At 67.0% G+C, this 13,768-nt stretch carries 8 protein-coding genes; 2 read left to right on the top strand and 6 right to left on the bottom strand.

The genetic code is table 11. The annotated features are described in order from the left end of the window. Positions 1-79: 79 nt before the first annotated feature. The 3 genes from AMB_RS06520 to gph form a co-directional block, all read right to left on the bottom strand. Entirely contained in the window at positions 80-466 is a 387-nt protein-coding gene (locus AMB_RS06520; protein WP_011383694.1) for an RrF2 family transcriptional regulator, read from the bottom strand. 39 nt (positions 467-505) lie between these two features. Continuing rightward, the gene (locus tag AMB_RS06515) at positions 506-2,977 is read right to left on the bottom strand and encodes an EAL domain-containing protein (RefSeq protein ID WP_231849004.1); all 2,472 of its coding nucleotides are present in this window, start codon (positions 2,975-2,977) and stop codon (positions 506-508) included. 87 nt (positions 2,978-3,064) lie between these two features. Continuing rightward, a complete protein-coding gene (gene gph / locus AMB_RS06510) occupies positions 3,065-3,745 on the bottom strand; it encodes a phosphoglycolate phosphatase (protein ID WP_043743622.1) in 681 nt (226 codons plus the stop codon). A 94-nt stretch (positions 3,746-3,839) separates the two neighbouring features. Here gph and glmU point away from each other — a divergent pair, with 94 nt between their 5' ends. Both glmU and glmS read left to right on the top strand, forming a co-directional pair. Then, a complete protein-coding gene (gene glmU / locus AMB_RS06505; protein ID WP_043743620.1) occupies positions 3,840-5,189 on the top strand; it encodes a bifunctional UDP-N-acetylglucosamine diphosphorylase/glucosamine-1-phosphate N-acetyltransferase GlmU in 1,350 nt (449 codons plus the stop codon). A gap of 5 nt (positions 5,190-5,194) precedes the next feature. Further along, positions 5,195-7,018, top strand: a complete 1,824-nt coding sequence (gene glmS, locus AMB_RS06500; protein WP_011383691.1) for a glutamine--fructose-6-phosphate transaminase (isomerizing) — start codon at positions 5,195-5,197, stop codon at positions 7,016-7,018. A 62-nt stretch (positions 7,019-7,080) separates the two neighbouring features. Here the strand turns inward: glmS and AMB_RS06495 are convergent, their stop codons facing one another. The 3 genes from AMB_RS06495 to AMB_RS26735 all read right to left on the bottom strand — a co-directional run bounded on the left by AMB_RS06495 (position 7,081) and on the right by AMB_RS26735 (position 13,766). After that, positions 7,081-7,908 carry a serine/threonine-protein kinase gene (locus tag AMB_RS06495; protein WP_050750649.1) on the bottom strand — a complete coding sequence of 276 codons (828 nt, stop codon included), beginning with the start codon at positions 7,906-7,908 and terminating at the stop codon, positions 7,081-7,083. A gap of 70 nt (positions 7,909-7,978) precedes the next feature. After that, entirely contained in the window at positions 7,979-13,516 is a 5,538-nt protein-coding gene (locus tag AMB_RS06490) for a tandem-95 repeat protein (RefSeq protein WP_158303940.1), read from the bottom strand. Beyond that, the gene (locus AMB_RS26735; RefSeq protein ID WP_158303939.1) at positions 13,437-13,766 is read right to left on the bottom strand and encodes a VCBS domain-containing protein; all 330 of its coding nucleotides are present in this window, start codon (positions 13,764-13,766) and stop codon (positions 13,437-13,439) included. Before AMB_RS26735 ends, AMB_RS06490 begins: the two co-directional genes overlap by 80 nt. Positions 13,767-13,768: the final 2 nt, after the last annotated feature.

The raw sequence follows: 13,768 nt of genomic DNA, 5'->3' as shown, positions 1-13,768 counted from the left end.
CGGTGCCTATTCCGAGACGCCGGACCAGGACGAGATCCCTCCTCCCCCAGGTCGTCGGGATGACAGGCAAATGCCCCCGCTAGATCACATCCGCCAGGGTCTTGCCGTCGAACACGGCCAGAAACGCCGCCAGGGCGCTGTCGACCAGGCCGCGCAGGCGGCAATCGGCGATGGGACAGGAATCGCAGGGCTCGTGACAGGGCAGCAGGGCCAGATTCTCCTGCTGGCGGAACAGATGGCCGAGATCGATGGCCTGGGGCTCGCGGCCCAGGCGCAGGCCGCCATGCTTGCCCCGCACGGTCTGGATGTGCCCCAGCTCGGCCAGGGAGCGGACGATCTTTTTCAGGTGCTCGGCCGAGATATCGTAATACTCGGCCACTTCGCGCACCGTCACCACCCGGTCGGGATGCCGCGACAGATAAATCAACAAACGGATGGAGAAGTCGGTGAACTGAGTGATCTTCATTGTGCCCCGCCCCTGGGTCCCGGATCGGGATCCATGGTGCTACAGGCGGCCGACCCGTTCAACGACCTTGGCGACCAGACGGGTGATTTCCCCCCGGTCGCCCAGCGGCGCCAGGCTTTCCAGATCCCCCAGCAGCGAGTAGAGCACCTCCTCGCCGAACATGCCGCACTTGCCGCGCATGGCATGGGCATGATCGGCCAGGGCAGCGCGGTCCCGCCCCTCGGCCAGGCTGCGCAGGGTCTGCTGGTCCTTGAGCATCTCGGCCATGAAGGTGGGCAGCAGATGCTCGAGACCGGTGGGAATGTTCAGTCCGGCGGTCAGGCTGCCATCGGCCGGAGCCATGTCGGTATTGGCGGCCGGCAGCATCTCGGCCATGGCGGCCAGCAATTCCGACCGGGCGATGGGCTTGGTGAGAAAGCGGTCGAATCCGGCCTGCCGCGCCCTCTCCCGGCTCTCCTCGGAATCGTCGACGGTCAGCGCGATCAGCGGCACCGGGTCCAGGTGGTTGGCGGCCTCGAACAGCCGGACGGCCCTGGCCACCTCGAAGCCATCCACGCCGGGCATGCACAGATCGAACACCATCAACTGGTGCCGGTTGCCTCCGTCCTTGCGCACGGCGGTGGCCTTGGCGATGGCCTGGGTTCCGTCGGCGGCCTCGTCGATAACGCAGCCGGTGCCTTCGAGGAAGTCGCGAAACACCAGCCGTACCAGTTCCACATCATCGGCGAACAGCACCCGGACACCGTGGGGCGCCACGCCGGCCATCCCTTCGGGCTCGGGCAGGCCCAGGCGTTCGAGCACGAACTCGCGGAACCGCGGCCCGCTGAGCGGCGGCGAGAAGTAATAGCCCTGGGCCACGTCGCAGCCCTGGGCGGTGATGAAGTCCAGCTGCTGCTTGGTCTCCACCCCCTCGGCCACCACTTCGAGATGAAGGGAGTGGCCCAGCGCGATGATGGCTTCGACCATGGTGGCGTCGTCGCTGTGATCGCCCATGTCGGCGATGAACGAGCGATCGATCTTCAGCACATCCACCGGGAAGCTCTTTAGGTAGGACAGCGAGGAATAGCCGGTGCCGAAATCATCCACCGACAGGCTGACGCCCAGCGTGCGGATGGCCTCCATCTTGGCCAGGATCTCCTCGCCGTTGGACAGCAGCAGCCCCTCGGTGATCTCGATGGTCAACAGCCAGGGCGGCAGACGAGTGTCTTCCAGGGCGCGGCGGATGATGCCGACGATGTCGCCCTGCTGGAACTGGCGCGGCGAAATGTTGACGGCGATATTGATCTCGCCCAGCCCCATGCCCTGCCAGACCAGCGCCTCGCGGCAAGCGGCGGTCAGCAGCCATTCGCCGATGGGGCGGATCAGGCCGATTTCCTCGGCCAACGGCACGAACTGGTCGGGGCTGACCACACCGAGATAGCGGTTGTGCCAGCGCAGCAACGCCTCGGCCGCGTTGACCTTGCCCGACTTCACGTCCACCAGTGGCTGGAACACCAGATGGAACTCGCCCTGGGACAATGCCCCGGACAGCTCGTCCGCCAGGCGCGAGCGGGCCTGGGCGCGAGCGTCCATGGCTGGAGTGAAGAAGCGGAAGGTGTTGCGGCCGGCCTGCTTGGCCTGCTGCAGCGCCGCCGTGGCGTTGCGCATCAGCGAATCCACGTCCTCGCCGTCGCCGGGCCACATGCAGACACCGATGGAACACGAGATCAGGATGTGGTGATGCTCGACCACGAAAGGCTCCTGCAGCACCTCCAGAACAGAGCGGATCACCGCCTCCACCTCGGCGGTGGCCCGCACGCCCGACAGCACCACGGTGAACTCGTCGCCGCCGAAGCGCGCCGCCGTATCGCCCTGGCGCAGGCAGTTCTGGAAGCGGCGCGCCGCCTCCTGCAACACCTTGTCGCCGATCCAGTGGCCCAGGGAATCGTTGATGTTCTTGAAGCCGTCCAGGCCGATGAACAGCATGGCCACCTTGGAGCCCTCGCGACCCGCCAGGACCAGGGCCTGCAGCAGGCGGTCGAGGAACAGGTTGCGGTTGGGCAATTCGGTCAGCGGGTCGAAATTGCTGCGCTGCCAAAGCTGTTCTGCGGTCTCGCGCGCCTCGGTGACGTCGCGGAATACGGCGATACGGCGCGCCACTTTGCCGTCGGCGCCGCGCTGGGAGGTGATGGACAGCCACAGCCGCACCGGACGGCCGTCCTTGTGGCGGTCGACGACTTCACCCTGCCATTGGCCGGTCGTGGAAAGCTGATCCCACATCTCCTGGTAGAAGGCGGGGTCATGGAAGCCCGAGCTGAGCATGCGCGGATCGTTGCCGATGGCTTCCTCGGCCGCATAGCCGGTGATGGCGGTAAAGGCGGGATTGACCGCGATGATGCGATTGGCGGCATCGGTGGCGAACATGCCTTCGAAGGCATTATCGAACACGGCCTGATAGAGCGAGAGACGCTCCACCTGCTGCGACAGCTCCTCCACCCGCCGCTGCGGCGATTTCCCTTTAGCCTCGACCACGGTGCCCCCAAAAAACGGCTGCAAGGAGCATGGCCTCGAACCACTTTCAACGCAAGAGGGCTGAGGCCGTGGCGCTGCATCGAATTGTCACGAAACCGGCGGCCGCCGGCCCAGCAGCAAGGGGGAAAGCTGGCGAAAATCATCGATAACCCAGTCGGCGCCCAATTCGGCCACCGGCCCGTGGCAATAGCCGAAGGAGAGGGCCACGCTGCGCACGCCCGCCGCCCGCGCCGACACGATGTCGTTGGCGGAATCCCCCACCATCACCGCCCGGTCGGCGGCCACGCCCAGGCGGTCGAGGATGCAGGTGACATGCGCGGGATCTGGCTTGATGGCCGGAGCGTCATCGGCCCCCACCACCAGGTCGAACCAGCGCCCCAGGTCCAAGGCCGCCAGAATCTCGGCGGTGGCGCGGGACGGCTTGTTGGTGCACACGGCAAGGGTCAGGCCGGCCGCCTTCAGGTCCGCCAGGGTCTCCGGCACGCCGGGCCAAGGCCGGGTGCTCTCCGCCGAGCGCGGCTCGTAATCGGCCAGGAAACGATCGAGGTAAGGCTCCACCTTCGGGCCCGGCATGCCGCCGGTGGCGGTGAAGGCCCGCATCACCAGCGTCCCCGCTCCGTCGCCCACGAAGGACATCACCGTACGGTCGTCCAGAGCCCCTCGCCCCTCGGAGGCCAGCAACCGGTTGACCGCCGCCACCAGATCGGGAAGCGAATGAATCAGGGTGCCGTCCAGGTCGAACAGCACCGCCTGCAATCCCATGCCCATTGAAACCTTCCGAAACAAAGATTGACTTGGCCCACTCGGGCCTTTTGTGGCACCTTCCGGCCACAACCGCAACAGATTGGGTCCAGCCCGCATCATGGCTTCCAGCAAGCTCGCCGTCATCGTCCTTGCCGCCGGCATGGGCACGCGCATGAAGTCGTCGCTCCCCAAGGTGATGCACCCGCTGGCGGGACGGCCCATGGTGAGCCATCTGCTCGACACCGTGTCGGGGCTTTCGCCCGACCGCATGGTGGTGGTGGTCGGACCCGACATGGAGCTGGTCGGCAAGACCGTCGCCCCCTTCCCCACTGTCATCCAGGCCGACCGGCTGGGCACCGGCCATGCCGTGTTGCAGGCCAAGGCGGCGCTGGGGCAGTTCGACGGCGACGTGCTGGTGCTTTACGGCGACACGCCGCTGATCACCCGCGCCACGCTGGAGCGCATGCTGGCCGAGCGCCGGGGTCCCCGTGACCCGGCGGTGGTAGTGCTGGGCTTCAAGCCTCAGGACCCCGGCCATTACGGCCGCCTGGTGGTGGGTGCCGAAGGGCTGAAGGCCATCGTCGAATACCGCGACGCCACCCCCGACCAGCGCGAGAATCCGCTGTGCAATTCCGGCGTCATGGCCATCGACGGCAATCGTCTCTGGAGCCTGATCGAGCGGGTCGACAACAAGAACTCCAAGGGTGAGTACTATCTGACCGACATCGTCGCCCTGGCCCGCGCCGACGGCGCCACCTGCACCCATGTGGAGGGCGACGAGGCCGAGCTGCTGGGCGTCAACGCCCGATCGGAACTGGCGGTGGCCGAAGCCCTGGTCCAGGCCCGCCTGCGCGAGGCCGCCATGGATAACGGCGCCACCCTGATCGACCCCGCCACCGTCTGGTTCTCGTGGGACACCAAAATCGGCCGCGACGTCACCATCTGGCCGCATGTGGTGTTCGGCCCCGGCGTCACCGTGGGCGACAACGTGGAGATCAAGGGCTTTTGCCATTTCGAGGGCTGCATGGTCGAGGCGGGCGTAGCCGCCGGCCCCTTCACGCGGCTGCGCCCCGGCGCCGAAATCGGCGAAGGCGCCCATATCGGCAATTTCGTCGAGGTCAAGAAGGCCACGGTCGAAGCCGGCGCCAAGATCAACCATCTGGCCTATGTGGGCGATGCCCGCGTCGGGGCCGGCGCCAATGTGGGGGCCGGCACCATCACCTGCAATTACGACGGCTTCAACAAGTCGTTCACCGATATCGGCGCGGGGGCCTTCATCGGCTCCAACACCTCGCTGGTCGCGCCGGTGAAGGTGGGCGACGGTGCCGTGGTCGGCGCCGGCTCGGTGATCACCAAGGAAGTGACTCCAGGCGCGCTGGCGGTGGCGCGCGGCTCGCAGATGGAGCTGAAGGGCTGGGCCGAGCGCTTCCGCGCCCAGCAAGCCGCCAAGAAAGCGAAGAAGGACTAGACGCCATGTGCGGCATCGTCGGAATCATCGGCAAAGTGGAAGCGGCCCCCCTCCTGGTGGAGGGATTGCGGCGCCTGGAATATCGCGGCTATGACTCGGCGGGCATCGCCACCCTGGTGGACGGCCAGATCGAGCGCCGCCGCGCCGAAGGCAAGCTGGCCAATCTCGAAGCCCTGCTGAAGACCCGGCCGGTGGGCGGGCTGATCGGCATCGGCCACACCCGCTGGGCCACCCACGGCGTGCCCAACGAGCGCAACGCCCACCCCCATGCCACCAAGCGGGTGGCGGTGGTGCACAACGGCATCATCGAGAACTTCCACGAGTTGAAGGCCGAACTGTCGGCCAAGGGCCAGGTGTTCGAGAGCGACACCGACACCGAGGCAGTGGCCCAGCTCATCGACTATCATCTCGCCCAGGGCATGGGGGCCGAGGACGCCACCGCCAAGGCCCTGGAGCGTCTGCAGGGCGCCTTCGCCCTGGGCATCGTCTTCGCCGGGCGGCCCGACATGATGATCGCGGCGCGGCAGGGCTCGCCGCTGGCCATCGGCTATGGCGCGGGCGAGATGTATCTGGGCTCGGACGCCCTGGCGCTGGCGCCGCTGACCCAGAAGATCGCCTATCTCAACGATGGCGACTGGGCGGTGCTGACCGCCGAGACCGTGGTCATCCGCGACCGCACCGGCGCCACCGTCACCCGCGAGGTGCGCCAGACCCAGTTCTCGGGCGCCATGATCGGCAAGGGCGAGCACCGCCACTTCATGCTCAAGGAAATCTTCGAGCAGCCCGAAGTGGTGAGCAACGCGCTCAACACCATGCTGAACCCGGCCGACCGCACCATCACCCTGCCCCGGCTGCCCTTCGATCTGGCGGCGGTGAAGCGGGTGCGGATCATCGCCTGCGGCACCTCGTTCTACGCCGGTTCGGTGGCCAAGTACTGGATCGAGAAGCTGGCCCGCCTGCCGGTGGAAGTGGATATCGCCTCCGAGTTCCGCTACCGCTGCCCGCCCATGGAGGCCGATGGCCTGGCCATCTTCATCTCCCAGTCGGGCGAGACCGCCGACACCCTGGCTGCTCTGCGCTATTGCCGCGAGCATGGCCAGCACACCCTGTCCCTGGTCAACGTGCCGGAAAGCACCATCGCCCGCGAATCCGAGGCCGCCCTGCTGACCATGGCCGGCCCCGAGATCGGCGTGGCGTCGACCAAGGCCTTTACCACCCAGCTGACTGTGCTGGCCTGCCTGGCCATCGGCATGGGCCGCGCCACCGGCGCCCTGTCGGCGGAGGCCGAGGCCGATATCTGTCGCTCGCTGTCGGAAATCCCCGCCCGCATCGCCGAAGTGCTGCGGCGCGACGACGACATCCGCGTCATCGCCCAGGGCATCGCCGAGGCCCGCGACGTGCTCTATCTCGGGCGTGGCACCGGCTATCCCATCGCCCTGGAAGGCGCGCTGAAGCTCAAGGAAATCAGCTATATCCACGCCGAGGCCTATGCCGCCGGCGAGCTCAAGCACGGCCCCATCGCGCTGATCGACGATTCGGTCCCGGTCATCGTCATCTGCCCGACCGACGAGCTTTACGAGAAGACGGCCAGCAACGTCCAGGAAGTGGTGGCCCGCGGCGGCCGCGTGGTGTTCTTCTCCGATCGGGAAGGCATCGACCGCCTGTCGGCCAAGGTCTTCTCCTCCATGGCCCTGCCCTCCGTCGACCCGGTGGTCGCACCCATCCTCTACGCTATTCCGGTGCAGTTGCTGGCCTATCACGTGGCCGTCGCCAAGGGCACCGACGTGGATCAGCCCCGCAATCTGGCGAAAAGCGTCACGGTGGAATAAAAACGGGACCCTCGCCCCGGATGGGCCGGGCCATAAGACCCGATACGGTCGTCGGCGGCCCTCTACCGCCCCAGAAGGCTCCGGATCCAGAGGACCGATTGTTCGGCGGTCGGCCGTTTGGCCGGGTCGGGATCGAGGGCTGCGGCGACCCAGTCACGCAGGCCGGCAGGTAGGTCGGGCGCAAGCTCCGGCAAGGGTGGACGGCTCTCATCCCCCGGCAATCGCCCGCCCAGCAGTCGATAGGCCATGGCCGCCGTGGAATACACGTCGGCCTGCCCGTCGACCGCTCCGGTGCCGTCGCGCTGTTCCGGGCTGATGTAGTCGAGGGTTCCGAACCACGCCCTGGGCGCGGCATCTGCTCCGACGCCCCGTCGCGCCATGCCGAAATCGCAAAGCTTGGCCACTCCGCCCTGACGCGCGGTCAGCAGGATATTGGCCGGCTTGATGTCGCGGTGAATGATCCCGCGCCCATGAAGATAGGCCAGGGCCGACAGGACCTGAAACAGGATGGGCAGAGCCACCGCATGACCTAGACGCTGCGGCCGCTCGTCCTCGGCCATCCCCGGCTCGTCCGTGTCAAAGCCGATCAGGCGCGGCAGATTAGCCCGCATGAACGGCAGCACCAGATAGGGCGTGCCGTCCGGCTGGCGGCCGATCTCGTGCACCGGCAGGACATTGATGTGATCCAGGGAGGCCATGATCCGCCCTTCGGCGACGAAGCGCCCCAGCCATTCGCTCCGGCTGAACGGCGGCTCGGGCCTGGCGAGGTCCACGGCGAAGATCTTGATCACCACCGGGCGCCCCAGCGCTTCGTCCGAGGCCAGGATCAGGCGGGAAAAGGCCGTCTCGATCAAGGGCCGGATGACCGTATATCGCCCGATGCTCGCCACCCTGGCCGCTCTCCCATGAAAAAGGGGCCGCCCCGCAGGACGGCCCCCGATCCTAACCCCGATCCTGGGACTACCAGACCACTTTTTCCACGTTGTGGAACTCGATGGTGTCCTGGCTGCCGTCGTGATTGGTGACGACGATGGTGCCGTTGGCATCGTGGGCGCCGTTGGTGGCCTGGGCCACGTGATGGCCCTGGGCATCCACCGACACCGCCCAGCCCGACACACCCTCGATGTTGACCGACGATATCTGGTTGTCATGGGTGAGATCCAGGGTATCGGTCCAATTGGAGCCGCGGCCGCCGTCCACCACGTCATGGCCGAAGCCGAAGTCGAAGAGGAAGGTGTCGTTGCCCTGGTCACCGAACATCACATCGTCGCCGGTGCCGCCGATGATGGTGTCGTTGCCGGCACCGCCATGGATCTGGTCGTTGCCCGATCCGCCATCGAGGACGTCGTTGCCCGATCCGGTGATCTGGATGTTGCCGTTCACCAGCCTGGCGTCGCCGTAGATCACGTCGTCGCCGGCTCCGGCACTGATCACGTCGTTGGTGTCGGACTGGACGATGGACCAGCCGCCGCCCGAGCCGCAACCGCCGCCCGAGAAGCGGTAGGTGGCGCCGCCCTTGCCGCCCAGCAACAGGTCGTTGCCGTTGGTGCCGATGATGTCGTCATTGCCGGCATTGCCCACCAGGGTGATGCCGGGGATGGCGCCGGCCCCGCCGATGGCGCCGTCGCAATGGACGGTATCGCCGACACCGGCCACGTCCAGGTTGGAGGTCTCGGTGGCGTTGGCGGTGACGTGGACATCGAAACCGGCGGTACCGTTGGCCACGTTGAGGTTCAGGGACACGGCGCCGTCGTAATGCGAGGCGTCGACGTTGAAGTCCCAGCTGCCGTCGGTGTTGTGGACCAGGGTGCCCTCGTTGCCGGTGTAGCTGAGGGACGCACCGGTGGTCATGGCATCGATGTGATAGCTGAGCGTCTCGGACCCGTCGGTATCATTGAGATGCCCGGCGAGATCCACATGATAGCCGCTGGACGTATGGCTGACCGACGAGTCGAAGTCGAAGGTCACCGACGATCCCACGTTGTTCAGGCGGGCATAGGTCTCGCTGGAGACGCCGTAATAGCCGCTGGTGGTGCTGGCCCCCGACAGGATGCCGTTTTCCGCCTGGAAGGTCAGGCCGTCCACCTGGATCCTGTCCACCAGGACGTCGCGAGTGTTGTAGCCGTCATTGTCCACGATCTTGATGTCGGCGCCGTTCAGCAACTGGGTGTGCTGCGCGTCGGTCAGGGTCAGCGACACCGACTTGTCGGAACTATAGCTGCGCCCCACCGTGTAGTGGCCGATATTGGTGCCACCCAGGTAGATGTCGAAGCCGGCGGTGCCGCTGCTGGTGTCGTTGACGAACAGGTTGACCACCTTGCTGTCATTGCCCAGATGGGCCACCGAGACGCCGTTGGAGCCGATGGTGGCATCGAAGGTCGCCGCATCTGCCACCGCATCCACATGCAGCGAACCGCTGGTGTGGGTGGCGATGCCCGTGTCGGTCACCACATCGTAATTGACGGTGACATCGCCCGCGAAATTGGCATTGGGGGTGAAGGCATAGCCATCATGCCCGTCCGCATCCACGGCGTGCACGAAGCTTCCCACCACGGCGCCGTGGGAATCCACCGCCGACAGATTGGCCACATGCAGGGTATTGTCCACGTCGGTGGCGTTGGCCAGCAACTGGTCGGTGCGGATGAAGGTCTGGGTATCTTCGTCGCTGCCGCCCAGGCTGGTCGGGCCGGTGACCACGGTGGCGTCGTCGCCCGGATTGAAGTCCAGGTTGACCTTCTGGGTGGTGGTGCCGCCCATGCCGTCCTTGACGGTGACGCTGAAAGTGTCGGTGCCCTTGAAGTTGGCATCCGAGGCGGTGAAGTGGTACTCGCCCGTCGAGCTGTCGATGGTGACGGTGCCGTGCGCCGTCGCCATGGAGGTGATGGGCGTCCCGTTGGTGTTGGTGCCGAACGAGTAGCTCATGGTGTCGCCATCGGAATCGGTGGCGTGCACCACGCCGTCGGCATGGCCGGCGGTATAGTTGCTTTCGACGCTGGTCACCTGCGGCGGGTGGTTGAGGTCGACGTCATTGCCGTCCACCGTCACCCGCAGATCCTCGAAATTGGTGGCCTTGAGGCCGCCCAGACTCTGGAAGGTGAAGCTCTTGCCCGCATTGGCTGGGTTGTCGACGAAGCTGGCGAAGCTCATCAGTTCCAGCCGCACCGCCGTGGTGTACTGGGCCGGGGTCAGGTCGACGTTCAGGGTATCCGTGCCGGCGCCGCCGTCATAGACATCGCCCGCCGTCTGGCCGCCGATGGCCACCACGGTGTCGTCGCCGGTGCCGGTCAGGATGGTGTCCGCCCCGGCCGAGCCGGTGATCACGTCGTTGCCGGCGCCGGTATCGATCACCTCGACCCCGCGGATGGTGGTGCCGGAGAAGTCGAGATAGTCGTTGCCCGACCCGGCCAGCAGGGTGTCGGTGCCGGCACCGCCGTCGATCACCTCGATGGAGCGCATGTTGCCGAGATTGCTGGTCACCGAGATGACGTCGTTGCCCGAGCTGCCCAGGACGGTATCCGTCCCCGAACCGCCGTCATAGATGTCGCCGGTGCTCTCGCTGGCGCCCGACACCTTGAAGGTGTCGTTGCCCGCGCCGCCATACATGGTGTCGGCCCCGACGCCGCCGGTGATGGTGTCGTTGAACCCGCCCGAGAACGAGACGTTGAACGAGCTGTTGGTCACCGCCGTGCTGGTGCCGTCCAGGGTGGTCACCGCCACGTCGACGGTGCCGCCTATGCCGTTGTTCGAGGTCAGGGTAAGGCCGGTGAGATCGCCGGGAGCCAGGGTCCAGGTGCCGTCGCCGTTGTCGTGGCCATGGTTGAGGACCGCGCCGCCCGGCAGGTTCGACAGGGTGATGGAGGACACCGATTCACCGGAAATCGCCGCGGCCGAGATGTTGAGGGCGACCGTCACCTCGGTGTCACCCGACGGGTCGTCGCCGTACAGGATATCGTTGGCGCTGCTGCCGTTGATGATGTCCGAGCCCGAACCACCCTCGGCATAGCCGCCGCTGGCGGTGAAAGTCGCGCCCGACTGCGCCGCCATGCTGGCGTCCTGGGCATTGATGGTCGCCGCGTCGGCCTGGGCATTGACGGTGATGGCCACCGTCTGGTTGACCGTGCCGCCATGGCCGTCCGACACCTGGACGGTGAAACTGTCCGTGCCGTGCCAGTTGCTGTCCGAGGCGGTGAAGGTGTAGTCGCCGCTGGCGTTGACCGCCAGAGTGCCGTGATGGCCGGCGGCGGCGTTGTCGGTGACGCTGTAGGAGAGCGTGTCGCCGGCATCCACGTCACCCGCCGAGATATGGCCGGTCACCACGGAACGGGCGCTGGTGATGCTCTCGTTGCCGGTACCGCCGGTCACCCCGGTCACCACCGGCCCGTCATTGCTTCCTGTGACGGTTACGGCGACGGTTCCGAGGTTGCTGTCGGCGCCGTGGTTGTCGGTGGCGACGACCTTGAAGCTGTCGGTGACCGAGGCGCCGACGCCGAGGCTGGCGTTGGCGGCGTTAGGGGTGAAGGTGTAGTCGCCGGTGGCGGCGTTGATGCTGACGGTGCCGTGGTCGGTGACCAGGCTGCCGACATGGTTGCCGTTGGCGTCGACCAGCGAGTAGCTGAGGGTGTCGCCGGGGGTGTCGGAGCCGGTGACGTGGCCGGTGACGGCGCTGTGATCGTTGGCCGTCGCCGCGTTGGCGGTGGTGAGCGTCGGGGCGCCGTTCTCCACGGTGACGTTGACGGTCTCGGTGGCGGTGCCGCCGTGGCCGTCCGACACGGTGATCTTGAAGGTGTCGGTGCCGCTGTAATTGCCGCTGGGCGTATAGGTGAAGGTGCCGTCGGTGTTGACCACCACGGTGCCGTGCTGCGGTCCGCTGGTGCCGGTGCCCACCGCATAGGACAGGTGGTCGCCGTCGGAATCGGTGACGCCGGCCGCGCCGGTGATGGTGGCGCCCATGGCGCCGTGCACCGAGGTGGCGTCGCCCGCATCCGGCCCGTGGTTGGACAGGTCGTCATGCACGGTGGCCGAAGCGGTGGACGAGGCCACGCTGGTGCCGTCGGTGGCCACCGCCGTCACGTTGACGTTGAGGTCGCCGTTGAAGCCGGCCGGAGTCTTGACCGACAGGCCGCCCAGCTGGGCCGGGTTGAGGGAGTACGAGCCGTCGGCGCCGGCCACCAGGGCCACGCCGTTCTGATACAGGGTCGAGCCCGAGGGCAGGCCGGAGATTTTGACCGCATGGCCTTCCGAGCCGTCCATGTCGGGGAAGCTGGCCGAGACGGTGAGCGGATGGGTCGCCGTCGGCGCCGCATTGCCCCAGGTCACCGACATGTTGACGTCGTTGTAGTCGCGGTCGCCGCCGCCGGTCAGGTCTTCCCAGTTCTGGTTGCCCGACACCGCGCTGGTGTCCTCGCTATGGACCATGTGGTCGCCGTTGAGCGCGCTCTTGTCGAACAGCACCTTGGTCCCGGCGCCCGAGAGCACGTGGCCGGCGCTGTCGCTGGCCTGCCAGTTGCCCGACGCATCCTTGGAGAAGGTCAGCGCCGCGCCATTGGCCAGGCCGGAATTCTGGCTGCCGCCGTCGGGGATCAGGAAGAAGCCGACCCGGTCGGGATCGACGCCGCTGATGGTCACCGAAGCGCCGGGCGAGGCATGCACGTTGGACCAGATCACGCCACCCGAAGTCGGGTTGCCGCTGTCGTCCATGACGTAATAGCCATAGGTGTTGTTGTAGCCGGCCGAGGCCGTGCTGTCCAAATTGGTGACGGTGAAGCTGCCGTTGGGGGTCTCCACCGGGGCGCCGATGGCCACCGACACCGTGGCCCGGTCGGCCACCGCGTCCACGTCCAGCGCCGCCGAACCGGTGGTGGTGCCGCCATGGCCGTCGCTGACGGTATAGCTCACATCCACATGGCCGCTGAAAGTCTCGGTGGGCGTGAAGGTGTAGGTGCCGTTGCCGTTGTCGACGATGCTGCCGTGGGCCGCCGACAGGTTGCTCACCGACAGGGTGTCGTGGGCATCGGTGTCATGGGCGTTGGCCAGCAGCTGCGCCTTGGTGAAGGTGACGGAATTGTCCTCGGCCGTGTGGCCGAGACCCACCGCGCCGCTCACCGTCGGGCCGTCATTGGAGCCGGTGATGGTGACGCTGACGTTCTGGGTGGCGGTGCCGTCGGCCGAGGCCACGGCGAAGGTCTTGGTCATGGACTCGCCGGCSCCCAGGGCCTGCACGTCGGCATTGGCCGAGTTGACCTGGAAGGTCCACTGGCCGTTCTCGCCGATGGAGAAGGTGCCCTGATCGGTCTGCACCGTCTGGGCGGTCACATGGGCCTGACCGTGATCCACGTCGGCGACGCTCAGCGTGCCGGTGGCGCGGCCGTTGCCGTCCTCGGCCACCGCGCCGGTGGTCGAGCCCGAGATGGTGGCGGAGTCATTGGCGCCGTTGATGGTCACCGTCACGTTCTGGGTGGCGGTGCCATCGGCCGAGGCCACGGCGAAGGTCTTGGTCATGGACTCGCCGGCCCCCAAGGGCCTGCACGTCGGCATTGCCCGAGTTGACCTGGAAGGTCCACTGGCCGTTCTCGCCGATGCTGAAAGTGCCCTGATCGGTCTGCACCGTCTGGGCGGTCACATGGGCCTGACCGTGATCCACGTCGGCCACGTTGAGGGTGCCGGTGGCACGGCCGTTGCCGTCCTCGGCCACCGCGCCGGTGGTCGAGCCCGAGATGGTGGCGGAGTCATTGGCGCCGTTGATGGTCACCG

The sequence above is a fragment of the Paramagnetospirillum magneticum AMB-1 genome (genome assembly GCF_000009985.1).
Classification (GTDB): Bacteria; Pseudomonadota; Alphaproteobacteria; order Rhodospirillales; family Magnetospirillaceae; genus Phaeospirillum; species Phaeospirillum magneticum.
Note: the sequence above shows the minus strand (reverse complement) of the source record. Positions and strands in the feature narration are given on the sequence as shown.

Coding starts and splice junctions, on each gene's coding strand:
- AMB_RS06520 (WP_011383694.1), bottom strand. CDS start 466: ATGAAGATCACTCAGTTCACCGACTTCTCCATCCGTTTGTTGATTTAT.
- gph (WP_043743622.1), bottom strand. CDS start 3,745: ATGGGCATGGGATTGCAGGCGGTGCTGTTCGACCTGGACGGCACCCTG.
- glmU (WP_043743620.1), top strand. CDS start 3,840: ATGGCTTCCAGCAAGCTCGCCGTCATCGTCCTTGCCGCCGGCATGGGC.
- glmS (WP_011383691.1), top strand. CDS start 5,195: ATGTGCGGCATCGTCGGAATCATCGGCAAAGTGGAAGCGGCCCCCCTC.